The organism is uncultured Ruegeria sp. (assembly GCF_947497005.1).
Taxonomy (GTDB): Bacteria; Pseudomonadota; Alphaproteobacteria; order Rhodobacterales; family Rhodobacteraceae; genus Ruegeria.
In genome coordinates this window covers 132,835-154,631 of sequence record NZ_CANMFF010000003.1, presented here as the reverse complement: position 1 = coordinate 154,631, position 21,797 = coordinate 132,835, and the positions used below count along the sequence as shown (strand labels likewise).

21 protein-coding genes are annotated in these 21,797 nt (G+C 56.6%); 18 read left to right on the top strand and 3 right to left on the bottom strand.

The features are described 5' to 3' along the window. The first annotated feature begins 67 nt into the window (after positions 1–67). The 7 genes from argC to Q0816_RS05545 all read left to right on the top strand — a co-directional run bounded on the left by argC (position 68) and on the right by Q0816_RS05545 (position 6,194). On the top strand, positions 68–1,096 hold the full coding sequence (gene argC, locus Q0816_RS05575; RefSeq protein WP_298848467.1) for an N-acetyl-gamma-glutamyl-phosphate reductase: 1,029 nt from the start codon (positions 68–70) through the stop codon (positions 1,094–1,096). A gap of 7 nt (positions 1,097–1,103) precedes the next feature. Continuing rightward, a complete protein-coding gene (gene ccmE / locus Q0816_RS05570) occupies positions 1,104–1,550 on the top strand; it encodes a cytochrome c maturation protein CcmE (protein WP_298848466.1) in 447 nt (148 codons plus the stop codon). 119 nt (positions 1,551–1,669) lie between these two features. After that, on the top strand, positions 1,670–2,281 hold the full coding sequence (locus tag Q0816_RS05565; RefSeq protein WP_298848464.1) for a holin-associated N-acetylmuramidase: 612 nt from the start codon (positions 1,670–1,672) through the stop codon (positions 2,279–2,281). Then, on the top strand, positions 2,272–2,850 hold the full coding sequence (locus Q0816_RS05560; protein ID WP_298848462.1) for a holin family protein: 579 nt from the start codon (positions 2,272–2,274) through the stop codon (positions 2,848–2,850). The genes Q0816_RS05565 and Q0816_RS05560 overlap by 10 nt, the downstream gene beginning before the upstream one ends. Positions 2,851–2,925: 75 nt before the next feature. Next, the gene (locus Q0816_RS05555) at positions 2,926–4,890 is read left to right on the top strand and encodes a heme lyase CcmF/NrfE family subunit (protein WP_298848460.1); all 1,965 of its coding nucleotides are present in this window, start codon (positions 2,926–2,928) and stop codon (positions 4,888–4,890) included. Further along, entirely contained in the window at positions 4,887–5,342 is a 456-nt protein-coding gene (locus Q0816_RS05550; RefSeq protein WP_298848459.1) for a cytochrome c-type biogenesis protein, read from the top strand. Before Q0816_RS05555 ends, Q0816_RS05550 begins: the two co-directional genes overlap by 4 nt. 75 nt (positions 5,343–5,417) lie before the next feature. Continuing rightward, a complete protein-coding gene (locus Q0816_RS05545; protein WP_298848457.1) occupies positions 5,418–6,194 on the top strand; it encodes an enoyl-CoA hydratase-related protein in 777 nt (258 codons plus the stop codon). An 11-nt stretch (positions 6,195–6,205) separates the two neighbouring features. On the opposite strand, the gene bmt is transcribed toward Q0816_RS05545, so the two are convergent. Beyond that, positions 6,206–7,219: a betaine--homocysteine S-methyltransferase gene (bmt, locus tag Q0816_RS05540; protein WP_298848455.1), complete on the bottom strand. Its 1,014-nt coding sequence runs from the start codon at positions 7,217–7,219 to the stop codon at positions 6,206–6,208. 120 nt (positions 7,220–7,339) lie between these two features. Then, positions 7,340–7,657 (bottom strand): DUF1476 domain-containing protein, encoded by a 318-nt coding sequence (locus tag Q0816_RS05535; RefSeq protein ID WP_298848454.1) that lies wholly within the window; start codon positions 7,655–7,657, stop codon positions 7,340–7,342. A gap of 187 nt (positions 7,658–7,844) precedes the next feature. On the opposite strand from Q0816_RS05535, the gene purC reads away from it, so the two are divergent. The 8 genes from purC (at position 7,845) to Q0816_RS05495 (ending at position 18,023) form a co-directional block, all read left to right on the top strand. Continuing rightward, entirely contained in the window at positions 7,845–8,600 is a 756-nt protein-coding gene (purC, locus tag Q0816_RS05530) for a phosphoribosylaminoimidazolesuccinocarboxamide synthase (RefSeq protein ID WP_298848452.1), read from the top strand. 144 nt (positions 8,601–8,744) lie between these two features. Next, positions 8,745–9,410: a MarC family protein gene (locus tag Q0816_RS05525; protein WP_298848450.1), complete on the top strand. Its 666-nt coding sequence runs from the start codon at positions 8,745–8,747 to the stop codon at positions 9,408–9,410. Between the two features lie 115 nt (positions 9,411–9,525). Continuing rightward, positions 9,526–9,756 carry a phosphoribosylformylglycinamidine synthase subunit PurS gene (gene purS / locus Q0816_RS05520; protein WP_298848448.1) on the top strand — a complete coding sequence of 77 codons (231 nt, stop codon included), beginning with the start codon at positions 9,526–9,528 and terminating at the stop codon, positions 9,754–9,756. Between the two features lie 3 nt (positions 9,757–9,759). Further along, positions 9,760–10,803 carry a zinc-dependent alcohol dehydrogenase family protein gene (locus Q0816_RS05515; protein WP_298848447.1) on the top strand — a complete coding sequence of 348 codons (1,044 nt, stop codon included), beginning with the start codon at positions 9,760–9,762 and terminating at the stop codon, positions 10,801–10,803. A gap of 11 nt (positions 10,804–10,814) precedes the next feature. Further along, a complete protein-coding gene (purQ, locus tag Q0816_RS05510; protein ID WP_298848445.1) occupies positions 10,815–11,483 on the top strand; it encodes a phosphoribosylformylglycinamidine synthase subunit PurQ in 669 nt (222 codons plus the stop codon). A 69-nt stretch (positions 11,484–11,552) separates the two neighbouring features. Beyond that, on the top strand, positions 11,553–13,298 hold the full coding sequence (locus Q0816_RS05505; RefSeq protein ID WP_298848443.1) for an ATP-binding protein: 1,746 nt from the start codon (positions 11,553–11,555) through the stop codon (positions 13,296–13,298). Between the two features lie 12 nt (positions 13,299–13,310). Next, entirely contained in the window at positions 13,311–14,645 is a 1,335-nt protein-coding gene (locus Q0816_RS05500) for a sigma-54 dependent transcriptional regulator (RefSeq protein WP_050603452.1), read from the top strand. Between the two features lie 507 nt (positions 14,646–15,152). Next, positions 15,153–18,023 (top strand): ribonuclease E/G, encoded by a 2,871-nt coding sequence (locus Q0816_RS05495; protein WP_298848441.1) that lies wholly within the window; start codon positions 15,153–15,155, stop codon positions 18,021–18,023. Positions 18,024–18,072: 49 nt separating this feature from the next. On the opposite strand, the gene tusA is transcribed toward Q0816_RS05495, so the two are convergent. Next, positions 18,073–18,306, bottom strand: coding sequence for a sulfurtransferase TusA (tusA, locus tag Q0816_RS05490; RefSeq protein WP_298848439.1), 234 nt, complete (start codon positions 18,304–18,306; stop codon positions 18,073–18,075). Between the two features lie 106 nt (positions 18,307–18,412). On the opposite strand from tusA, the gene Q0816_RS05485 reads away from it, so the two are divergent. The 3 genes from Q0816_RS05485 to Q0816_RS05475 all read left to right on the top strand — a co-directional run bounded on the left by Q0816_RS05485 (position 18,413) and on the right by Q0816_RS05475 (position 21,776). Beyond that, a complete protein-coding gene (locus Q0816_RS05485) occupies positions 18,413–19,165 on the top strand; it encodes a cytochrome c biogenesis protein CcdA (RefSeq protein ID WP_298848438.1) in 753 nt (250 codons plus the stop codon). 62 nt (positions 19,166–19,227) lie between these two features. Further along, positions 19,228–20,430 (top strand): hypothetical protein, encoded by a 1,203-nt coding sequence (locus tag Q0816_RS05480; protein ID WP_298848436.1) that lies wholly within the window; start codon positions 19,228–19,230, stop codon positions 20,428–20,430. Continuing rightward, positions 20,427–21,776, top strand: coding sequence for a cytochrome P450 (locus Q0816_RS05475; RefSeq protein ID WP_298848434.1), 1,350 nt, complete (start codon positions 20,427–20,429; stop codon positions 21,774–21,776). The genes Q0816_RS05480 and Q0816_RS05475 overlap by 4 nt, the downstream gene beginning before the upstream one ends. Positions 21,777–21,797: the final 21 nt, after the last annotated feature.

Here is a 21,797-nt window from a genome sequence, read left to right as displayed (position 1 = left end):
TTCCCTTATTTCAAGGCCGTCGCATCGGCGGTCGTGACATGTGACACCCAAGTGAAAGAGGTCTGACATGACCCATAAAATCGCAATACTGGGCGCTTCGGGCTATACCGGCGCTGAACTGGTGCGGCTGATCGCCGAGCACCCGAACATGGATATCGTTGCGCTGGCTGCGGAACGTAAGGCAAGCATGAGCATGGCACAGGTTTTCCCACATCTGCGCCACATGGACCTGCCGGATCTGTGCAAGATCTCGGAGATTGACTTTTCCCAGATCGATCTGTGTTTTTGTGCGCTGCCGCACAAGACCAGTCAGGAAGTGATCAGCGCGCTACCCAAAAACCTGAAGATCATCGATCTGTCTGCCGATTTCCGGCTGACCGACCCTGATGAGTATGAGAAATGGTATGGAAACCCGCATACCGCGCTGGAACAACAGGTAGAGGCTGTTTATGGCCTGACTGAGTTCTATCGCGATGAGATAAAGGGCGCACGTCTGGTAGCCGGCACTGGGTGTAATGCTGCAACCGGGCAATACGTTCTGAGGCCGCTGATTTCTACCGGGGTTATTGATCTGGACGATATCGTACTGGACTTGAAATGCGCAGTATCCGGGGCAGGGCGGTCCTTGAAAGAGAACCTGCTGCACGCCGAACTGAGCGAAGGCAGCAACGCTTATGCCGTCGGAGGGACGCACAGGCATCTGGGCGAGTTTGATCAGGAATTTTCGAAGCTGGCTGGGCGCACGGTACATGTGCAGTTCACACCACACCTTATTCCGGCCAATCGGGGCATTCTGGCCACGACGTATGTAAAAGGCGATCCGCTGAGCGTCTACGAGACCCTAACCAAGGCTTATTCGAATGAGCTGTTCATCCAGATGCTGCCGATGGGCGAGACCCCTTCAACCCATCATGTACGCGGGTCGAATTATTGCCATATCGGAGTGGTCGCAGACCGGATCGAACGGCGCGCGATTGTGGTCGCGGCGCTGGATAACCTGACAAAAGGTAGCAGTGGCCAAGCCTTGCAGAACGCCAACCTGATGTTAGGTGAGGTTGAAACCCAGGGTCTGATGATGGCCCCGCTTTTCCCGTGAGGACGGTATGAAAACGCTCAAGAAACGTCGTCGAGTTCAGGTCATTATGGTAGCTGTCGTTGCCTTGGTTGCGGCAACAGCGTTGATTGGTTGGGCGCTGCAGGACGGCATCAACTTTTTCCGTTCGCCCAGCGAAGTGATCGCGGAACCGCCCAAACCAACCGAAATATTCCGGATCGGCGGCTTGGTCGAAGAAGGCTCGATCATCCGTGGGCAGGGTGAAACCGTACATTTTGTCGTCACCGATGGCGGCGAAAGCGTTAAGGTCTCGTTCACTGGTGTTTTACCTGATCTGTTCACGGAAAACCAAGGTATGGTTGGTACCGGAAGTTACGTCAATGGCGTGTTTGAAGCTACTGAAATTCTTGCCAAACATGACGAAACCTATATGCCAAAAGAAGTTGTGGACGCGTTGAAAGAACAGGGCGTTTACCAAGAGGCTGAAGACAGCTGATAAAATCGGTTTTCGGGATTGAGGGCGTTGCGTGCAGAGGGCAGGCAGCGCCCTTATTCATTCAGTCCTGTTAATCCTTCTTCCGGATTGTCGCAGCCACCTAACGTTGCGAGGGTTGTATGCAAACTGTTCGGCAAATTGCCAGTGAAATTGTGGATCGAGAAGGCGGATTCGTTAGTGATCCTGACGATCCGGGTGGAGCAACCAAGTTCGGTGTCACGATCCATACTATGCGCAGGTTGAGATTGGATTTGACCGAGGACGGAACGGTCGATGTAACTGATGTGCGCGCGCTAACCCGGCGCAAAGCAGTCGACATCTTTGTTCAGCACTACTTCGAAAAACCGCGCATCGCGCTGTTGCCGGAAATTCTGCATGCTTCAGTCTTTGATATGTACGTGAATGCTGGTGCGCAGGCGGTTAAGATCCTGCAACGGCTTCTGCGTGACATGGGGTGGGGTGTCGTGGCGGACGGCGTAATCGGCCCTCATACGGCGCGGGCCTGCGAAGACGCCGCGCTGCCTGACCCAAACGCGTTACGCGATGCATATGGCGTGGCGCGGCGGAACTACTATTTTCGACTCGCCGATAGGCGTCCTGCATCCAGAAAATATGCGCGCACCCGGTCCGGTGGCAAAGGCGGTTGGATCAAACGGGTCGAAGAGTTTCTGTCGCCGCGCTATCATTTGTCAAAAGATGAGTTCAAAGAAAGGGTTGCGGGATGGGGCTGATCTCGGGGGTTTTGGCGTTATTGTTCGGAAACGGCCGCAACGCGGTGCGGGAAACCGTTGAAATTTATCGGGAAAATACAGAGGCGAACGCGCAACGAATGACAGGGGTTCAACAGCAGGCCATGTCTCAGTTTGGTGCTGAGTTCCAGGCCCCGCAAAAAGGATACTTCGACCGCTTCATGGATGGCGTCAACCGTTTGCCTCGTCCGGCGTTGGCACTGGGAACACTAGGTTTGTTCGTTGCCGCGATGGTAGATCCGCTTTGGTTCGCAGAGCGGATGCAGGGTATTGCGCTTGTTCCTGAACCTTTGTGGTGGTTGCTGGGTGTGATCGTGTCTTTCTATTTTGGTGCGCGCCATCAAAGTAAAATGCAGGATTTTCAGCGGGATATCGGTGCAACTATGCAGCGGTTGCCGACCGTCATGACCAATATCGAAAGAGTACGTGCCATGCGAAGCGACAGCCCGGGCGTCGCTGATCCTGGCCCCGATGCCAACCTGATACAGAATGTATCGCACCCTGATGCGAACGCGGCATTGAACGATTGGCGCAAGCTTCGGCGGCCCTGACCCGCGACACTATGTGCGCCCGGATCAGGCGAAAGTTAATGGCCCCCGGTTCGGCGTCGGAGTATATTCCGGGACATGATTACAGAGCTTGGCCACTTCGCCCTTATCCTCGCCTTTTTTGTCGCCATCGTGCAAAGCGTGGTGCCTCTGATCGGGGCAGCAAAAAACTGGACCGGCTGGATGGCATTTGCAGAACCTGCTGCCATCGTCCAGTTTCTGTTGACTGCGTTCTCCTTCGGCGCCTTGATGTGGGCCTTCATAGCGTCAGATTTTTCGCTGCGGATCGTGGTCGAAAACAGCCATTCGGCAAAGCCGATGCTTTACAAGATCAGCGGGACGTGGGGAAACCACGAAGGGTCGATGTTGCTGTGGGTATTGATCGTCACTCTGTTTGGAGCGATGGCGGCCTTCTTTGGGGGTGGGTTGCCTCCGAGCCTCAAGGCGCGTGTGCTTTCTGTTCAATCAGCGATCGGCGTCGCTTTCTTTGCCTTTATCCTGTTCACTTCGAACCCGTTTGACCGGTTGGCGATCGCGCCGTTTGACGGGCGCGATCTGAATCCTTTGCTGCAGGATCCAGGATTGGCCTTCCATCCGCCGTTTTTGTATCTCGGCTATGTCGGGCTGAGCATGGCGTTCAGCTTCGCCATCGCCGCGCTGATCGAAGGCCGCATCGATGCAGCCTGGGGGCGCTGGGTTCGACCCTGGACGCTGGCTGCCTGGGTCTTTTTGACCATCGGCATCGCGCTGGGATCGTGGTGGGCTTATTACGAGCTGGGCTGGGGTGGATTCTGGTTCTGGGACCCGGTCGAGAACGCCTCGTTCATGCCGTGGCTGCTTGCAGCGGCGCTGCTGCATTCGGCAATCGTTGTTGAAAAGCGCGAGGCGCTGAAAAGCTGGACCATTCTGCTGGCCATCATCGCCTTCGGGTTTTCTCTGATCGGGACATTCATTGTTCGGTCTGGGCTGCTGACTTCGGTTCATGCATTTGCCAATGACCCGGAAAGAGGTGTGTTCATCCTGTTCATTCTGGTGATTTTCATCGGCGGGGCGCTCACCTTGTTCGCGGCACGGGCGCAGGCGATGGAGGCCAAGGGTGTCTTCGGCATGGTCAGTCGTGAAAGCGCGCTGATTGTAAATAACGTCCTGCTGGCGGTTAGCTGTTTCGTTGTTTTTGTCGGCACGATGTGGCCGATGGTGGCCGAGATGATGTTTGATCGCAAACTCTCGGTCGGGGCACCGTTTTTCAACGCTGCGTTCTCTCCTTTCATGGTCGTGCTGGGCCTTGTCTTGCCGATCGGGGCAATGCTGCCCTGGAAACGGGGACGGATCGGGAAAACGGTGTGGTCGTTGCGCTATGCGTTTGGCCTTGCGCTGGCGGTTTCACTGCTTGTCTGGGCAATGCAGACCGGACGCAGCGCGCTGGGACCAGTGGGTCTGTTCCTAGGCGCATGGATCGCCTTCGGCGCTGTCGTTGATATTTGGAGCCGTACGGGTCGAAACGGCAGCCTGAAACGTTTGTTCCGCCTGCCGGGCGCCGATTGGGGCAAGGCAGTTGCACATACCGGGCTGGGCGTCACTATCTTTGCCATTGCTGGTCTGACAGCATGGGAAGCCGAGGATATTCGTGTCGCTCAACCCAACCAACCTTTCGACGTTGGGCAGTTCACGTTGACGCTGCAAGATGTGCGTCAGGTTGAGGGGCCGAATTATTTCTCGACCACTGCCGACGTTTTGATTGCAAAGAATGGCCAGCCAATCGGGACATTACATCCCGAGAAACGGGACTACCCTGTCGCGCGGATGCCCACGACTGAAGCCGCGATTGACTATAGGTTCCTCGGAGATCTTTACGTTGTGATCGGCGACCAGCAGGCAGATGGTGGCTGGGTCATGCGAACCTATATCAAACCTTTGGCGAACTGGATTTGGGCCGGATGTATCCTGATGGCGCTTGGCGGTGTTCTGAGCCTGTGTGACAGGCGGTTCCGGGTGGCTGCAGGTGCCAGGAAAACCCCAGTTGGCGGAGTACCTGCGGAATGAAACGCCTTGTTTTGATTCTGATGATGCTCGCAACGCCCATGTTTGCGGTTCAGCCTGACGAAGTTCTGGACGATCCCGTTCTGGAACAACGAGCACGTGACCTCAGTACCGGGTTGCGCTGCCTCGTGTGTCGCAACGAGAGCATAGACGAAAGCAACGCTGATCTGGCGCGCGATTTGCGTCTGCTCCTTCGGGAACGCCTGGTTGCCGGGGACACCGACGAACAGGCAATCGCCTTTATCGTTGATCGGTATGGCGAGTATGTGCTGCTCAAGCCCACAACCAGCGGGTCGAACGTGTTTTTGTGGCTGGCCGGACCGATCATGTTGCTGATTGCTGCCGGTGTTGGACTGAACTTCTTACGGAACCGTGCCAGGGCTCATGCTTCTGTTGAAACCAAAGGTCTGAGCGCGGCTGAGAAGGAGCGTCTACGACAAATTCTTGAAGACTGACGCATGGTTCTGCTTTTCCCGTTCCGCCCGGGCCAGTAAGTGTGCAAAAACACGTGGCGCGACGGGAGGGTTTTCATGAATTACGAAACGGTTGCTCTGGAAATTACAGATGGTCTGGCGATTCTGACGCTGAACAGGCCGGACAAGATGAACGCGCTGACCACTCAGATGCGGGCAGAGATCACTCATGCAATGAAAGACGCGGCCGTCAAGGCCCGCTGTATCGCCATCACGGGGGCAGGACCGGCGTTTTGTTCCGGGCAGGATCTGGGTGACGCATCGTCGACCGGCAAGATCGATCTGGAACGATCGCTGCGCGACGAATACGAACCGATGCTGGAAGCGATCCATAGCTGCCCGGTGCCCACAATTGCAGCGGTGAACGGACCGGCCGCCGGGGCAGGGGCCAATCTTGCCCTTTGCACCGACGTGGTGATTGCAAGCGAAAACGCCTATTTCCTGCAGGCCTTTGCCCGTATCGGTCTGCTTCCTGATGCCGGGGGAACCTGGTTCATGCCACGCCAGATGGGACTGGCCAAGGCGATGGGCGCGGCCTTGTTTGCAGACAAGGTCACCGCGAGGCAGGCGGATGAATGGGGTATGATCTGGGAAGCTGTACCGGATGACATATTTGCCGAACACTGGCGCAAGAGAGCAGAGTATCTGGCGAATGGGCCCACAGCTGCCTATGGCGCGATCAAGCAGGCCATTCGCGGAACCTATGAAAACACTCTGCAACAGCAGCTTGCAACCGAGGCGCACCTGCAAGGGGAATGTGGCCGGTCTCGGGATTTTGCGGAAGGTGTGGTGGCCTTCATGGGAAAACGCCCTCCGAAATTCGAAGGGCGCTGATCAGGTTGATATCAGGCGCGGCGACGGCGGCGCGTGCGGCGCTCCGGTGCCGCTTCGTCATCCGTACCATCTGAGGCCGAAGAGAACGGACCCAATGCATCGGTGATCTGATCGAGAGTCGGGCGTTCACCACGAGACGTGGTATCCAGTGCCTCACGCATTTTGCGCAGGTGGTCTGGCATGGTACCGCAGCATCCACCAATGATCGTCGCACCGGCATCGCGTGCCATGGCGGCATATTGGCCCATCAGTTCGGGCGTTCCATCATAATGGATATGGCCGTCCACATATTTCGGAATACCCGCGTTACCTTTCGAGATCAAAGGACGTTCAGTTCCCTGCGCAGCAAAACCCAGAACGGTACGCAGAATATCCGACGCTCCGGTTCCGCAATTTGCGCCAAAGGCGATGGGCGGGTTTGGCAGGGTTTCGACCAGCAGGGCCAGATCGGCTGAGGTCACACCCATCATGGTGCGACCTGCCGTGTCAAAGCTCATGGTGCCGCACCAGGGCATGTTAGCCAGCGCAAAGGCCTCGGCCGCAGCGCGGAATTCTTCGGGCGCGCTTATGGTTTCAACCCACAACACATCCACGCCGCCTTCTTTCAGTGCCTCAGCCTGTTCATGGAACATTTCCACGGCCACGGAATGAGACAGGCTGCCAACCGGTTCCATGATCTCGCCGGTAGGGCCAACCGACCCGGCCACGACAATTGGGCGTTCGGCTTTGTCAGCGACCTCGCGGCCCAGTTCTGCACCGGCACGATTCAGTTCGCCCACACGGTTATGCGCGTCATGCAATTTCAACCGTGCCGACGTACCGCCAAAGGTGTTGGTCAGGAACAGGTCGCTGCCTGCATCAACCGAACCCTGATACAGCGCCCGGATCTTGTCCGGGGCATCCACGTTCCAAAGTTCGGGCGCGTCACCGGACTGCAGGCCCATGTTGAACAAATTGGTCCCGGTTGCACCATCCGCCAGAATGGCACCGTTGGTTTCCAGAAGCTTGCTTAGCGCGTTTGTCATAAGATTGTTCCAGGAAAAGGCGCAAAACGCCGTAATGAAATAGAGACGCCCCGTGTCTCATGACGAGGGCGTCAAATCAAATTCATAAAACTCATGAAGATCATGAGCTGTGTGCCAATGCTAGTCCGTTTCGCTGAGGACCTGTGCCTTGGCTTCCGGCAAGAGCTCGGCCATTTTTGCACGGATCTCATCATCCGAGGACAGGCTGCCAAGATCTCCGGACACTTTGCGTACGACGTCTTCGTGCCCGGCTTCTTCGAAGTCTGAAATCACAACCGTCTTTGCATACTCTTCTGCATCAGCACCGGATTTGCCCAGCTTTTCAGCTGCCCAAAGGCCCAGAAGTTTGTTGCAGCGGGCTTGTGCCTTGAACTGCATCTCTTCATCGTGGGCAAACTTGGCTTCAAAGGCATTTTCGCGTTCGTCGAACGTGGTCATAGGGTGAGGACCTCTTGGGTTACATCTTCTTTCCTGATGATATGACTATACGACGTCCCGTGCGCAAGGGATTTGCGCTGCGTCAAAGCCTCTCGGGTACATGAACTTGCGGGAAAAGGGTGCTTGGACTATGAGGACGCCAACGTGAGGGGACTCAATCCCTCTGCACTGACTGGAAGGGTCGCTTATGGCGCGTCGCAAGAAAATCTACGAAGGCAAGGCCAAGATTCTTTACGAAGGTACGGAACCTGGCACGATCGTTCAGTATTTCAAGGATGACGCCACCGCGTTCAACGCCGAAAAGAAAGATGTGATCGACGGCAAGGGTGTGCTGAACAACCGCCTGTCCGAGTATTTTATGACTGGCCTGACGCAGATCGGTGTTCCAAACCATTTTATACGCCGTTTGAACATGCGCGAGCAATTGGTTCGTAATTGCGAAATCGTTCCGCTGGAAGTGATCGTGCGCAATTATGCAGCTGGCACAATGTCCAAGCGACTGGGTATTGCAGAAGGCACGCAGCTGCCGCGCCCGATTGTCGAGTATTGCTATAAAGACGACTCGCTGGGGGATCCGCTGGTCACCGAGGAACATATTGCTGCCTTTGGCTGGGCCAGCCAGCAGGACATGGACGATATCCTTAGCCTTGCATTGCGGGTGAATGATTTCATGAGCGGTGTGATGTTGGCGGTCGGCATCCGTCTAGTTGATTTCAAGATCGAAATCGGGCGTGTCTTCGATGGCGATTATCAACGCCTGATCGTGGCCGACGAAATCAGCCCCGATAGCTGCCGCCTGTGGGATATCGAGACCGGTCAGAAACTGGACAAGGACGTGTTCCGCCGGGATCTGGGCAACCTGACGGATGCATATTCCGAAGTTGCGCGCCGTTTGGGTGTTCTGCCTAACAGCAACGTCACAAAACCGACGCTTATCAACTAAGCCATAGCCGGTTTGATTTTCTTGAATGTGCCGCTTTGGACGAAGTGGCACTTTTTTCACGTTTTACGGTTTGACAGGTTCGCTTGCAGTAAAGCATGGTTGCCCCAGTTGTTTGAAGCGGCGCGAAGTCAGAGTGATATTTTGATGGCGGAACTGTTTGATCAGGCGGTTTTTCTGAAGTTTCTGGCCGCAATTCTTGCGATCTTCAACCCGCTCTACAATATCCCGATCTTTCTGAGCATGACCAAGAACTGCACTCCGTCTGAGCGGCGTCATGTTGCGATTACAGTGACGATTTCGGTTACAGTCATTGCATTGATCGCAGTCGTGCTTGGCGAAGAAGTGTTGGCAATATTTGGCATTGATGTTCCGTCGTTTCGGATAGCAGGCGGAATAATCATATTCGGCATCGGCATGACCATGCTGAAAGCAGAAGACCGCCCACCAGGGGACAAAGCCGCCGCGGCAGACGGGCATGAGCGAAAACTGAATTTCGCGATCGTTCCGCTGGCGATTCCGCTGACCATCGGTCCAGGAACCATTGCGGTCACCATTGTCTTTTCCCATCAACTTTCAAACGGAGCAGAAATAGTGACCCTGGGCACGGCCGTGCTGATTGCTTGTGCAATCGTAGGGCTGGGCTTGCTGTTTGCGGACCAAATTTCCCGCCTTCTCGGAGAAACAATGATCAACGTACTGACCCGGATCATGGCAATCCTGCTGGTCGCCGTCGCGGTCGAGATGGTTCTGACCGGTACATTCAATGCAGTCGACACGCATTATCCGGGGTTGATCAAAGGCGGGGGCTAGTTGAAAGCCTGCGGCAAACTGCGTGGGAAACAGGGTTGTTCAAAATTATCAGGCGCGCTATCCCCCGCGCAACGAAATGGGCTCTGGATTGAGGCCCGCAGGTGGAGTTGCCAAAATGAAAGCACGGGTTCATGTGATGCTCAAGACCGGGGTGCTGGACCCGCAGGGCGAAGCAGTACGGCACGCATTGGGCGCATTGGGCTTTGATCAGGTCGAAGGTGTGCGCCAAGGCAAGGTTATCGATCTTGATCTGGCCGAGGGTGCGACCGAAGCGGATGTGACCAAGATGTGCGAAAAGCTATTGGCCAACACGGTTATCGAACGCTACGAGATCGAACTGGTCTGATTGATGCGGGCCGCGCGTCTGATCAGCTATCGTCAACCGCTTGAGGTGACGAAGATCCCTGACCCCGTACCTGCAGAAGATGGCGTTGTGGTACGGGTACTGGCCTGCGGCGTCTGTCGATCAGACTGGCACGCATGGTCTGGTTCCGATCCGGACGTTGTCTTACCCATGACCCCCGGTCATGAATATTGTGGCGAGGTGGTTTCGGTCGGCGCGCGTGTCAAACGCTGGCACGTCGGAGATCGGGTAATCGCGCCTTTTATCCTTGCCTGCGGGCATTGCCCGGATTGCGCGCAGGGTCATCAGACGATCTGTCCCGATCAGGTTGTACCGGGCTTCACCTGTGACGGAGCATTTGCGGAATATGTCGCGGTGGCTCATGCCGATGCGAACCTGACGTCATTGCCCGACAGTATCTTGCCCGAGGTTGCGGCCGCTTTGGGGTGCCGGGTGACAACGGCCTGGCAGGCGCTGGTCGGCCGTGCCCAAGTACAGGGCGGAGAGTGGATCGCTGTCTTCGGCGGTGGCGGTGTTGGGATCTCCACGCTGCTATTGGGCAAAGCGCTTGGCGCTCGGGTCGTCGTGGTCGACATTGCGGATGACAAGTTGAACTATGCCAAAACTCTGGGCGCAGATGCGGTCGTCAATGCAGCAACCTGCGATGCGCCGCAAGCGGTGAAGGATATCACCGGCGGCGGTGCCCATGTCGCGATTGAGGCGCTTGGGGCCGAGGTGACAACTGTTTCTGCGATGAGGTCCCTGCGTAAGTTGGGGCGCATGGTGCAGATCGGAATGCCTGCCGGGGATCACACGCAGATGACGCTTCCGATGGATGTGCTCTATTCCGGGCAGCTTTCTGTCTTCGGAACGCGTGGAATGCCAAGCTGGCGCTATCCATCTTTGTTGTCGCTGATTGCGGGCAGGGGGATCGACCTGAGCCCGTTGGTCACACGTAAAATATCACTGAACCAGGTAAGCGCTGAGCTTGCCGCCTTTGACCATCCAACGCCTCCGGGTGTTGCGGTTGTCACCGATTTTGTCTCGTAGGAGGGCCCGCCATGCGCGCAGCCGTAATCGTATTCCCCGGATCCAACTGTGACCGAGACCTCGCGGTCGCCTTTGAACAGGCCGGCTTTCAGGTTGATATGGTCTGGCACAAGGACGCAGCACTGCCGGAAGGTATTGATATCGTGGGCGTTCCGGGCGGTTTTTCTTATGGTGACTATCTGCGCTGCGGTGCAATTGCCGCGCAATCGCCGATCTGTAAGGCCGTCGTCGCCCACACTGAACGTGGTGGATATGCGGTCGGGATTTGCAACGGATTTCAGGTTCTTACGGAAACTGGCATCCTGCCGGGCGCATTGTTGCGAAATGCCGGGCTGAAATACATCTGCAAAACTGTGGGTCTGAAGGTAGCAACCAGCGACAGCGTGTTTACCGAAGGCTACAACGCGGGCGATGTGATTGGTATCCCGATTGCGCATCATGATGGCAACTATTTTGCAGATGACACGACGCTGGCGGCTTTGAAGGATCAGGACCGGATTGCGTTCTCCTATACCGAGAATCCCAACGGCTCGGTCGGTGATATTGCTGGTATCCTTTCAGAAAACCGCCGCGTGCTGGGGATGATGCCGCACCCCGAGCGTGCTGCAGATGAAGGGCATGGCGGCACCGACGGGGCGGCGCTGTTCCGCGCATTGTCAGGCGTGTTTGAATCAGCGTGACTTGAGGTCATGCCCGCCCAAGCGTAACGTCTGACCATGAACTCCGACGTGCGATCAGGCTGGTCAAAAATGTTGAAACCGTTTCGCGGTGCCCCGTTGGGATGGCGGCTACGGTTGGCTGTTCTTATTCTGTTGGTGGCGACAATTTCGACGGTCTGGGTCACCAACCGGCTGCTGACCGACAGATTCACCGAATCTACGCGCAACCGGGCAGAGCTGCGCCTTGCGCTGTACTCGGGCAACTTGCTGAGCGAATTGCGCCGAAATTCGATCGTTCCGCAATTGCTGGCGCGAGACCCGACGCTGATATCGGCGCTACAGTCCAGCGATTATTCCCTGTCAACGCAGCGCTTGATCTCATTCGTCGAAGAGATCGGCGCAGCTTCTCTGATGTTGCTGGACGGCGACGGGCGAACGGTTGCGGCGACGGATCGGAACAAACTGGGTGAGGCGCATAGGAACACCTCGTATTTTGTGGACGCGATCCGGTCGAATGCGACGATCTTTTCCGTTTTTCCCAAGGAATCGGGCGGATACAGCTTTGTTTATTCCCGAAGGTTGGAAAACAGCGCGGAAATCCTCGGCGTAATCGTTGTCGAAGTTGACCTGCAAAAATTCGAACAGGCCTGGGCCGGTATTTCGGATGCAGTAATGGTCGCTGACAGCACCGGCACCATCATTTTGTCCACGGAACCGCGCTGGCGGGGCCTCGACGAGGGATCGGCATTGCTGCGTCAGCCGCCGCAAGGGGCGATCCAGCGCGCCATTCGCGCAACAACCGATTGGACCGCGCTGCCTCCGGATGCGTATCTGCAAGGCGAGGCTGTCATGCGCCTGCAATCACGCATTCCATTCCGTGGTTGGCAAATGACATCGTTCACGACGTATGCCTCGATCCGGGAAAAAGTGAACAGCGTACTGGCGCTGGAAATCATGGGTTTTGCGATTCTTCTGGCGCTGGCCTTCTACGCGCTGAGCCGGCGTGCCACGTTGCGCATGACCCTGTTTCAACGCGAGTCGGCAGAGCTTCGCGCATTGAACGCAAGGCTACAGCGAGAAATCGCTGAGCGCGAAAGGGTTGAAAAGACGTTGGATTTGGCCGAACAGACCCTTGCCCAAAGTTCAAAACTCGCGGCTTTGGGTGAGATGTCGGCGGCGGTCAGTCACGAACTGAATCAACCGTTGGCTGCAATGAAAACCTATCTGGCCGGAGCCCGCCTTCTGTTGCGTCGAAACCGACCCGAAGAGGCTCTTGCCAGCTTTGTCCGTATCGATGGTCTGATTGAGCGGATGGGGGCGATTACGCGACAGCTCAAGTCTTACGCACGTAAGGGGGCAGATGCATTTTCACCTGTAAATCTTGGGGAAGCACTGGCCTCGGCCTTATCTATGATGGAGCCGCAGCTGCGTCAGCGGCATGTGAAGATCACTCAGATACTGCCTGAGGAACCCGTGATCGTGATGGGGGATCGGATGCGGATCGAACAGGTTATGGTTAACCTCTTGAGAAACGCGTTGGACGCCACCAAATCAGTGGCAGATCCGGATGTGGAAATCATCCTTGCTGCGGGGGATACGGCGGTTCTGACCGTGCGCGATAACGGGCATGGGATCGAGGATATCGAGAACCTGTTCGAGCCGTTCTATACCACCAAACAACCCGGAGATGGGGTGGGGCTGGGGCTTGCCATCTCGTCGGGGATCGTGAACGACCATGGGGGACGGCTGACTGCGCGCAACGGCCAATACGGCGGTGCGGTGTTTGAAGTGCAGTTGCCAGCACTGGGAAGCGACGGCCTTGAGGCCGCGGAATAACGAGGAATGACTATGGCACAGGCCATGAAAATTGCCATTGTGGATGACGAACAGGACATGCGCCAGTCGATCAGCCAGTGGCTAGCTTTGTCCGGATATGACACGGAAACCTTTGCCAGCGCGGAAGATGCGCTCAAGGTTCTGGGCCCGGATTATCCGGGGATCGTGATCTCGGACATCAAGATGCCGGGGATGGATGGCATCCAGCTTTTGAAAAAGCTGATGGGGGCTGACAGCACCTTGCCGGTGATCATGATTACAGGCCACGGCGATGTTCCTATGGCGGTCGAGGCAATGCGGGTCGGTGCATTTGATTTTCTTGAAAAACCATTCAATCCGGATCGCATGTCCGAACTGGCCAAACGCGCCAGCAATGCGCGCCGTCTGACGCTGGACAACCGGGCGCTGCGGCGTGAGTTGTCCGGTGGTACGCAGATCATGAATAAGCTGATCGGAGCCAGCCCGGTCATGGAACGGTTGCGTGAGGATATTCTGGACCTCGGTCAGGCCGACGGTCATGTGCTAATCGACGGCGAGACCGGAACCGGCAAAACTCTGGTCGCACATGCGCTTCATGCCGTGGGCAGCCGCGCAGGCAAAAAGTTTGTTCTGGTTTCCTGTGCCGCGCTGGAAGAAGACGCGCTGGCCAAGCGGCTGTTTGGACCGATGATGCCGGAAGATGCGCAACTGCCCGCCATCGAAGAGGCCCGCGGCGGCACGCTGGTTCTGGAAGATGTCGAGGCGCTGAGCGATACGTTGCAGGCTAAACTGCTGAGTGTGATGAACGAGCAGGGCACGCCAGCGGAAACACGGATTGTCGCGATCTCGAACCTGCAGGAGGCGGGTAAGACGTCAGAAGACGTTCTGCGTCCGGACCTGTTCTATCGCTTGGCCGCGCTGCGCATCACCATGCCACCCTTGCGTCAACGCGGAGAGGATATCCTGACCCTGTTCACCCGTCTCAGCGAGCAATTTGCCGAGGAATACGGGTGTGACGCGCCTCAGGTCAGTGCGCAGGAGGCCGCGCAACTGTTGCAGGCCCCGTGGCCGGGTAATGTACGTCAGTTGATAAATATTGCCGAACGGGCAGTGCTGCAGTCGCGTCGTGGATCAGGCACGATCGCGTCGCTTTTGATGTCGGATCATGAAGAAATGCAACCGGTGATGACGACGGAAGGCAAGCCGTTGAAGGAATATGTTGAAGCATTCGAACGAATGCTGATCGACAACACGATGCGCAGGCACAAGGGCTCGATTGCGTCAGTTATGGATGAGCTTTGCCTCCCGCGTCGGACGCTGAATGAAAAGATGGCCAAATACGGTCTCCAGCGTTCGGATTATCTATAAGCTTTGCGATTGGGGGCTCTGCCCCCGCCGCCTATGGCGCCTCCCCCGAGGTATTTTTGGCCAGATGAAGTAGATCCAGCGCACTGGTTGGGTGGCGGACTGCAGTTTGCCCATTGTCTTTTCCACAGGGTTGCTTTTATTGTGTCCAGACGGGCCGGGCGAATTTGACGCCCACAAGTCCCGAATCTTTGAGTTTCGCTGCTGATCCGTTGGTGAGGATCATTCCCTCGCGGTTCAGCAGACCGATTGTGCCCCTGCAGGGGCAGTAGAGTACCTGAGCCCGGGAACCCCGGGCGAAAGGAATAAATGGGCAGGAAGCGACCAACGCGCCTGTCGGAGAAGAACCGCGATGACGCGCGCGCAACGATTGAGAGAACGGGCAGGGGGCCAATGCGCCAGACCCTGCCGCGCGCCGTCTGATATCGCCCTGACAAGACACCTCCCCAAAAGCGCCTGTCCGCCTGGACAGGTCAGGACAACGCGTTTGGCGCGGTGCACTAAGGACACATGGCTAAGAAAATGCTTATCGATGCCACCCACGCGGAGGAAACCCGCGTCGTGGTGGTGGACGGAAACAAGGTCGAGGAATTCGATTTTGAATCTGAAAACAAACGCCAGCTTGCTGGCAACATCTATCTCGCAAAAGTAACACGGGTTGAGCCGTCGCTGCAGGCGGCGTTTGTCGATTATGGCGGGAACCGGCATGGTTTCCTGGCGTTTTCGGAAATTCACCCTGACTATTACCAGATACCCGTCGCTGACCGAGAGGCGCTGATGGAGGAAGAGCGCGCCTATGCCGAAGCGATGAAGGCGCGCGATGAGGCTGAGGAAGCCAAGCCGAAAAAGCGCCGTTCCCGGTCCCGCTCAAAGGCGGCGGATGTGAAATCGGACGATCCGGTTGAAACCATGGAAGTTTCGACTGAGCCAACCGGCATGGAAACCATCGATCTGGACGAAGCTGAAGACTCGGATGTTGAGGTGCCCGAGGGGACCTCACCTATAGAGACTGTCGCGGAAACTCCGGTAGAAGAGCCGGAAGATAACGATGCGTCGTCCGTTGAAGAAGAATCTGTTGCGGTATCGGAAGAGGCGACCCCGGAAGATGTCGTGGCATCGGACGTTTCTGAAGATGCTGGCGAAGAGCCGGTAGTGGCACCGGAAGGTGGCGCTAAAGGTCAAGCTGAAGACGCTGCAGAAGCCGTTGAAGAAGCGGAAGTGAAAAGTGCTGAAGCCCAATCTGAGGCTGAAGCACCGGAGGAAACTACTGAAGCTTCAGAAGACGAACAAGATTCTGATGAGGACGGCGACGACGACCAAAATGCTGACGCCGCATCTAAAGACGCATCGATTGAATCGGTTGCCGATGAGGATGACAGCGATGACATTCGTCCGCCGCGCAAACCGCGCCCGCGTCGATATAAGATTCAGGAAGTCATCAAAGTGCGTCAGGTTCTGCTGGTGCAGGTCGTCAAGGAAGAGCGCGGCAACAAAGGGGCTGCGCTGACCACATATCTGTCGCTTGCTGGTCGGTATTGCGTGTTGATGCCCAATACCGCGCGTGGCGGCGGCATCAGTCGCAAGATCACCAACGCGCCAGACAGGAAGAAACTGAAAGAAATCGCTTCGGACATCGATGTGCCGACCGGGGCAGGGTTGATTATCCGGACCGCCGGAGCAAAGCGGACCAAGTCTGAGATCAAACGCGACTATGAATACCTGCAGCGTCTGTGGGAGCAAATTCGAGCACTGACGTTGGAATCCATCGCACCCGCAAAGATCTATGAAGAGGGTGACCTGATCAAGAGGTCGATCCGCGATCTTTATAACCGTGACATCGACGAGGTTTTGGTTGAGGGCGAGGGTGGGTACCGCATCGCCAAGGACTTCATGAAGATGATCATGCCGTCGCACGCGAAGAACGTGAGACGGTACGAGGATGCGTTGCCGCTGTTCGCGCGCTATCAGGTGGAAAGCTATCTGGCTGGGATGTTCAACCCGACCGTGCAGTTGAAATCCGGCGGCTATATCGTGATCGGCGTGACCGAAGCGCTGGTGGCGATTGACGTGAACTCGGGCCGGGCCACCAAGGAAGGCTCGATCGAGGAAACTGCGCTCAAGACCAACCTTGAAGCCGCCGAAGAGGTGGCGCGCCAGCTGCGTCTGCGCGACCTTGCTGGGCTGATCGTCATCGACTTTATTGACATGGACGAGCGCAAGAACAACCTGGCCGTTGAAAAGCGCATGAAGGACAGGTTGAAAACTGACCGGGCGCGCATTCAGGTCGGGCGCATCTCGGGCTTTGGCCTGATGGAGATGAGCCGTCAGCGCCTGCGTCCTGGTATGCTGGAAGCGACAACACAACCATGTCCGGCGTGTCACGGTACGGGTCTTATCCGCTCGGACGATAATATGGCGTTGACCATTCTGCGTCAGATCGAAGAGGAAGGCACCCGTCACCGTTCACGCGAGGTTCTGGTGCGCTGCCCGGTCAGCATCGCCAACTTCCTGATGAACCAGAAACGCGAGCATATCGCGCAAATCGAAGGGCGGTATGGGCTGTCGGTGCGAATCGAAGGCGATATCCATCTGGTCAGCCCTGATTTCTCGATGGAGAAATTCAAGACGGCCAGCCGAATTGTTCCCGAGGCCACGGCGCCTGTTGTATCCGTCGATGCGTCGCTGATGGATCTGGTGGATTCTTCGGACGAGGATCAGGACGAAACCGAAGAGGAAATTGTCCAAGCTGAAGAAGATACAAAACCCAAGCGCAAACGCCGCCGTCGCCGTCGCAAGAAAGGCGGGGGCAATGGCGACACGCAGGATCAGAGCGTGGAAGACGATGAAACATCGGCGCAAGAGGACTCGGCCACCGATACCTCTGATGCGGAAAACCCAACCGAGACGATTAATGCTGATGTGACCGAGGAAGAAATACCTGCCAAGCCCAAGCGTAAGCGCGCGCCACGTCGTCGTAAGAAAGACGTGGTAGCAGAAGAGGCTGCGGAACAGTCTGAAACAACAGCCACCGCAGACGAGGTTGTGACTGACGCGCCTGCTGCTGAAGTGGTTGCGGAACGTGACCAGGAAGAAGCCACCGAGGCCGTCGCGGAGCAAAGTGAGGTGGTCGCTGAGACTGCCGGGGCAGAACCGGATGTGACGATGGTTGTCGATCAATCTGTAAACGGCACGGATGTTGAACCGGCTGCAGAAGAAACCGTTGCGGCAGAACTTGTGGAAGAGCCCGAGACACAATCTGGCGATGAGTCCATTGTACCAGTAGAAGAAACGCCCGAGCCGGTGCTGGAAACTGTATCAGAAGAGCCTGAACCCGGACCCGCCAAGCCTAAACGGCGCGGGTGGTGGTCACTGGGCAGTTAAACAAAAGGCGGGCTGATTGGCCCGCCTTTTTCTTTGCTGCAGCAAAAGATCAGTTGGATTTCCGGATCAAGTAGACCTGATGCGCGCCATCCTGTTCTTGCGAAAGCAGTGTGTGCCCGACCTCGGCGCAAAAATGCGGAACATCCACGATGGCCGCGGGATCATCGGCCAGCACCCGCAGCACAGCACCCTCAGGCATGGATTTTAAGCGTTTGCGGGCTTTCAGGACAGGCAGGGGGCACAGCAGGCCTAGCGCGTCCAGTGTATCTGTAATCTCTGACATGGTTTTCGGGATAGGGCGAAGTTGTAATATTGTCCAGATTCCGAGCACGAGGATGTGACTGTTTGGCCCCGTGACGGATCGCCTTTCATCACATATGTGCAGAAGCATGTTCGGATTTGAAATCATCGATGCGGGGCTGCTGCCCGCCATGTTTGTCGCCCTGCTGGGCGGTTTGATCAGCTTTTTGTCGCCATGCGTGCTGCCCATCGTGCCGCCCTATCTGGCCTATATGAGTGGCGTCACCATCCATGAGATGCAGGATGAGGCCCGCGCGCGACGCAAGGCGACCTTGGCGGCCCTGTTCTTTGTCATGGGCCTGTCGACCGTCTTTTTGCTGCTTGGCTTTACCGCATCCGCCTTTGGCGCGTTTGTGCTGCAAAATCAGGTGCTTTTCGCAAAACTGTCTGGCGCGGTGGTTATTGTCTTTGGTCTGCACTTTCTGAACGTTTTCCGTATTCCTTTTCTGGATCGTGAAGCGCGTATCGAAACCGGTGATTCCGGTGGTTCGGTCTTTGGCGCTTATATCCTTGGCCTTGCTTTTGCGTTCGGCTGGACCCCATGCATTGGTCCTCAACTGGGTGCGATCCTGTCGCTGGCTGCGAACGAAGCCTCAGTCACACGCGGTACGCTGTTGCTGGGTGTTTATGCCGCAGGATTGGGCATTCCGTTCCTTCTGGCGGCCATGTTCCTGAACCGGTCCATGACAGTGATGAACCGGATTAAGCCCTATATGGGTACGATCGAAAAGGTCATGGGTGGTCTGCTGTTGTTCGTTGGAATCATGTTGATCACTGGGCTGTTCACTCGGTTCAGCTGGTGGCTGCTGGAAGCCTTCCCGGTACTGGCGAATTTCGGGTGATTACCTGACCCCCTTACCTTGATCTCCAGCCTGCGTTAACCTGCGCGGCAAAAGGTAAGGGCATGAGCAGTCAAACAAATCAGCCGCAGGTGCGCAAACGCCGGGTGTTTTATATCCCCGGCTACGACCCTATGCCACCCCGGCGGTATCGAGAGCTGTATCGCTCTGAGTCGCAGGAGCAGGCCCGGATCTCAGGTTACGAGATCGCAATTTCTCCAAAGTCCACGGAGGGTCGGTTCGGGTGGTGTGTGACCTCGGACCAAGATGGGCAGATTGTGGAATCCGAGTTCGAGGTGCTGGTGTGGTCCGATATCGTGCGCGACAGCATGTCGGCTTCGATCCCCGCAACCTATATGCAATTGGCGCGTACGGCGTGGATTTACATTTCGACCGGGACGTTGTGGCGTCTGATGCGACTGCGCAAAGGACCTGTGATCGCGGCGTTGTACCCTGTGGCGATGTTGGTGTTTCAGTTGCTGATTGCGCTGGCGGCAGCGTGGGCGTGTGTAGCATTGGCCGGCTGGTGGGGGCTGATCCCAGGAGTGGCTGCGGCGGTTGCGTTGTTGTCGTGGTTTCGCAAGATCGATAACCGGCTGTTCGCCTATTACCTGATGCATGACTATGCCTACTCGGCACAGTTGAAGGGCGAAACCTCGGCCGAGTTGCGGGACAGGTTGGCGTCGTTTCGTGAAACGATTGACGCTGCGCTTATGTCCGATGTGGATGAGGTGCTGGTTGTAGGCCACAGCTCGGGCGCGCATCTGGGAGTGTCCGTTCTGGCCGATCTAATCCGTAGCAAAAGAGAGCCAGAGGCGGCGGTGGAACTGTCCTTCCTAAGTCTGGGTCAGGTGGTTCCCATGGTCTCCTTTCTACCTCAGGCACGTGAGTTGCGGTCTGATCTAAAGTTTCTTTCTACATGTTCCGATATCACCTGGGTCGATGTCTCGGCCCCCGGGGATGGCTGCGCCTTTGCTCTTTGTGATCCGGTTGCGGTCACTGGGGTCGCTGGCGCCGACAAACTTTGGCCGCTGGTCCTGTCGGCGGCCTTTACGCATACGTTGTCGCCAGAGCGTTGGAAGGTCTTGCGTTGGAGGTTTTTCCGACTTCATTTCCAGTACCTTTGCGCGTTCGACAAGCCAGGAAGCTATGACTATTTCCGGATAACGGCTGGTCCATTGACACTGAAACACCGGTTCAGGGATCGTTCAGCCTCTCGCAGTCGGACTGAGACACCTGTGTCCAAATACACGTCGGTACGCCCATGATTCCACCCAAGCCAGAACCGCGCCCCGACAAGGTTTCCCTTCTGCGCTATCTGAGGCTGTTCAGACAGGACCTGTTGTCAGCGCAGCCCGCTCGGCTTTATCGCGCGTGGATGGCGGAATTCAAAACACCGTTTTTCCGGTCTTTCATGATCAATCAACCGGACCTGATCCAAACCGTCCTTAAGAAACGACCAGACGAGTTTCCAAAATCCAGTAGGATCAGCGAAGGCCTGCGCCCGTTGCTGGGCAATTCGGTGTTTCTGACCAATGGTGAGACGTGGAAACGTCAGCGACGGATCATCGACCCGGCCTTCGAAGGTGGACGGCTTAAGGGTACAATTCCTGCCATGCTGGCCGCTGCCGAAGCCAGCGTGGAAAGGCTGCGGCCCCATATCGGCGAGCAAATCGAATGTGAAGAGCAGACAAGCCATGCGGCGGCGGATGTCATATTTCGCACACTGTTTTCCGTACCCATCGACCACGCCATTGCAAGCCAGGTGTTTGACAAGTTCCGAGCTTATCAACGCGAACAACCGCTGCTGAATCTTGCAGCCTTCGTCCCACTGCCCAGGTGGCTGCCTCGGTTCCATTCCAAAGCGACCAAACAAAACGCACGCGACATCCGGAGTCTGATTGCGGAACTAACGAAAACGCGCGCAGCGGCCATCAAGGCCGAAACGGCCCCTGATGATCTGGCGACCAAGATCATGACCACAGCAGACCCTGAAACCGGGCAGTTTTTCGACCCCGAGGAGATGGTCGATCAGGTCGCGATCTTTTTTCTTGCAGGGCATGAAACCAGTGCGTCGGCGCTGGCCTGGACGCTGTATCTGATGGCGCTTTATCCGGAATGGCAACAGAAGGTTGCCGAGGAAGCTGTTGTTCTGGGCGACCCCTCGTTTGCTACAGTTTCAAAACTCAGGATCAGCCGGGATGTGTTTCGCGAGGCGCTGCGTCTTTATCCGCCAGTGCCCATGATGGTCCGCGAGACCACTTGCCCTGAACGATTCCGAAACAGGGATGTACCCGTTGGTTCGCAGGTTGTGATCAGTCCGTGGCATTTGCACCGTCAGGAAAGGCTATGGGACGATCCGGATAGCTTCGATCCAACCCGTTGGGGTACCGAAAACGGAAAGCGATGCCAACGTGAAGCCTATATTCCGTTCTCTGCGGGGCCACGTGTCTGCACCGGGGCCGGTTTTGCGATGGTCGAAGGTCCGCTGATCCTGTCGACGCTCTTGCGCCATTTCCGGTTCGAAACAATCCCTGAAAAAACACCGGTTCCGGTCGCACATCTGACGGTTCGATCCAAAGATGGAATATGGTTACGCCTGTTTGCGCGCTAACAACCTACCATCGCTTCACGC

Excerpts from the sequence above, each read along its gene's own strand:
- argC (WP_298848467.1), top strand. The coding sequence starts at position 68 with ATGACCCATAAAATCGCAATACTGGGCGCTTCGGGCTATACCGGCGCT.
- ccmE (WP_298848466.1), top strand. The coding sequence starts at position 1,104 with ATGAAAACGCTCAAGAAACGTCGTCGAGTTCAGGTCATTATGGTAGCT.
- Q0816_RS05565 (WP_298848464.1), top strand. The coding sequence starts at position 1,670 with ATGCAAACTGTTCGGCAAATTGCCAGTGAAATTGTGGATCGAGAAGGC.
- Q0816_RS05560 (WP_298848462.1), top strand. The coding sequence starts at position 2,272 with ATGGGGCTGATCTCGGGGGTTTTGGCGTTATTGTTCGGAAACGGCCGC.
- Q0816_RS05555 (WP_298848460.1), top strand. The coding sequence starts at position 2,926 with ATGATTACAGAGCTTGGCCACTTCGCCCTTATCCTCGCCTTTTTTGTC.
- Q0816_RS05550 (WP_298848459.1), top strand. The coding sequence starts at position 4,887 with ATGAAACGCCTTGTTTTGATTCTGATGATGCTCGCAACGCCCATGTTT.
- Q0816_RS05545 (WP_298848457.1), top strand. The coding sequence starts at position 5,418 with ATGAATTACGAAACGGTTGCTCTGGAAATTACAGATGGTCTGGCGATT.
- bmt (WP_298848455.1), bottom strand. The coding sequence starts at position 7,219 with ATGACAAACGCGCTAAGCAAGCTTCTGGAAACCAACGGTGCCATTCTG.
- Q0816_RS05535 (WP_298848454.1), bottom strand. The coding sequence starts at position 7,657 with ATGACCACGTTCGACGAACGCGAAAATGCCTTTGAAGCCAAGTTTGCC.
- purC (WP_298848452.1), top strand. The coding sequence starts at position 7,845 with ATGGCGCGTCGCAAGAAAATCTACGAAGGCAAGGCCAAGATTCTTTAC.
- Q0816_RS05525 (WP_298848450.1), top strand. The coding sequence starts at position 8,745 with ATGGCGGAACTGTTTGATCAGGCGGTTTTTCTGAAGTTTCTGGCCGCA.
- purS (WP_298848448.1), top strand. The coding sequence starts at position 9,526 with ATGAAAGCACGGGTTCATGTGATGCTCAAGACCGGGGTGCTGGACCCG.
- Q0816_RS05515 (WP_298848447.1), top strand. The coding sequence starts at position 9,760 with ATGCGGGCCGCGCGTCTGATCAGCTATCGTCAACCGCTTGAGGTGACG.
- purQ (WP_298848445.1), top strand. The coding sequence starts at position 10,815 with ATGCGCGCAGCCGTAATCGTATTCCCCGGATCCAACTGTGACCGAGAC.
- Q0816_RS05505 (WP_298848443.1), top strand. The coding sequence starts at position 11,553 with ATGTTGAAACCGTTTCGCGGTGCCCCGTTGGGATGGCGGCTACGGTTG.
- Q0816_RS05500 (WP_050603452.1), top strand. The coding sequence starts at position 13,311 with ATGGCACAGGCCATGAAAATTGCCATTGTGGATGACGAACAGGACATG.
- Q0816_RS05495 (WP_298848441.1), top strand. The coding sequence starts at position 15,153 with ATGGCTAAGAAAATGCTTATCGATGCCACCCACGCGGAGGAAACCCGC.
- tusA (WP_298848439.1), bottom strand. The coding sequence starts at position 18,306 with ATGTCAGAGATTACAGATACACTGGACGCGCTAGGCCTGCTGTGCCCC.
- Q0816_RS05485 (WP_298848438.1), top strand. The coding sequence starts at position 18,413 with ATGTTCGGATTTGAAATCATCGATGCGGGGCTGCTGCCCGCCATGTTT.
- Q0816_RS05480 (WP_298848436.1), top strand. The coding sequence starts at position 19,228 with ATGAGCAGTCAAACAAATCAGCCGCAGGTGCGCAAACGCCGGGTGTTT.
- Q0816_RS05475 (WP_298848434.1), top strand. The coding sequence starts at position 20,427 with ATGATTCCACCCAAGCCAGAACCGCGCCCCGACAAGGTTTCCCTTCTG.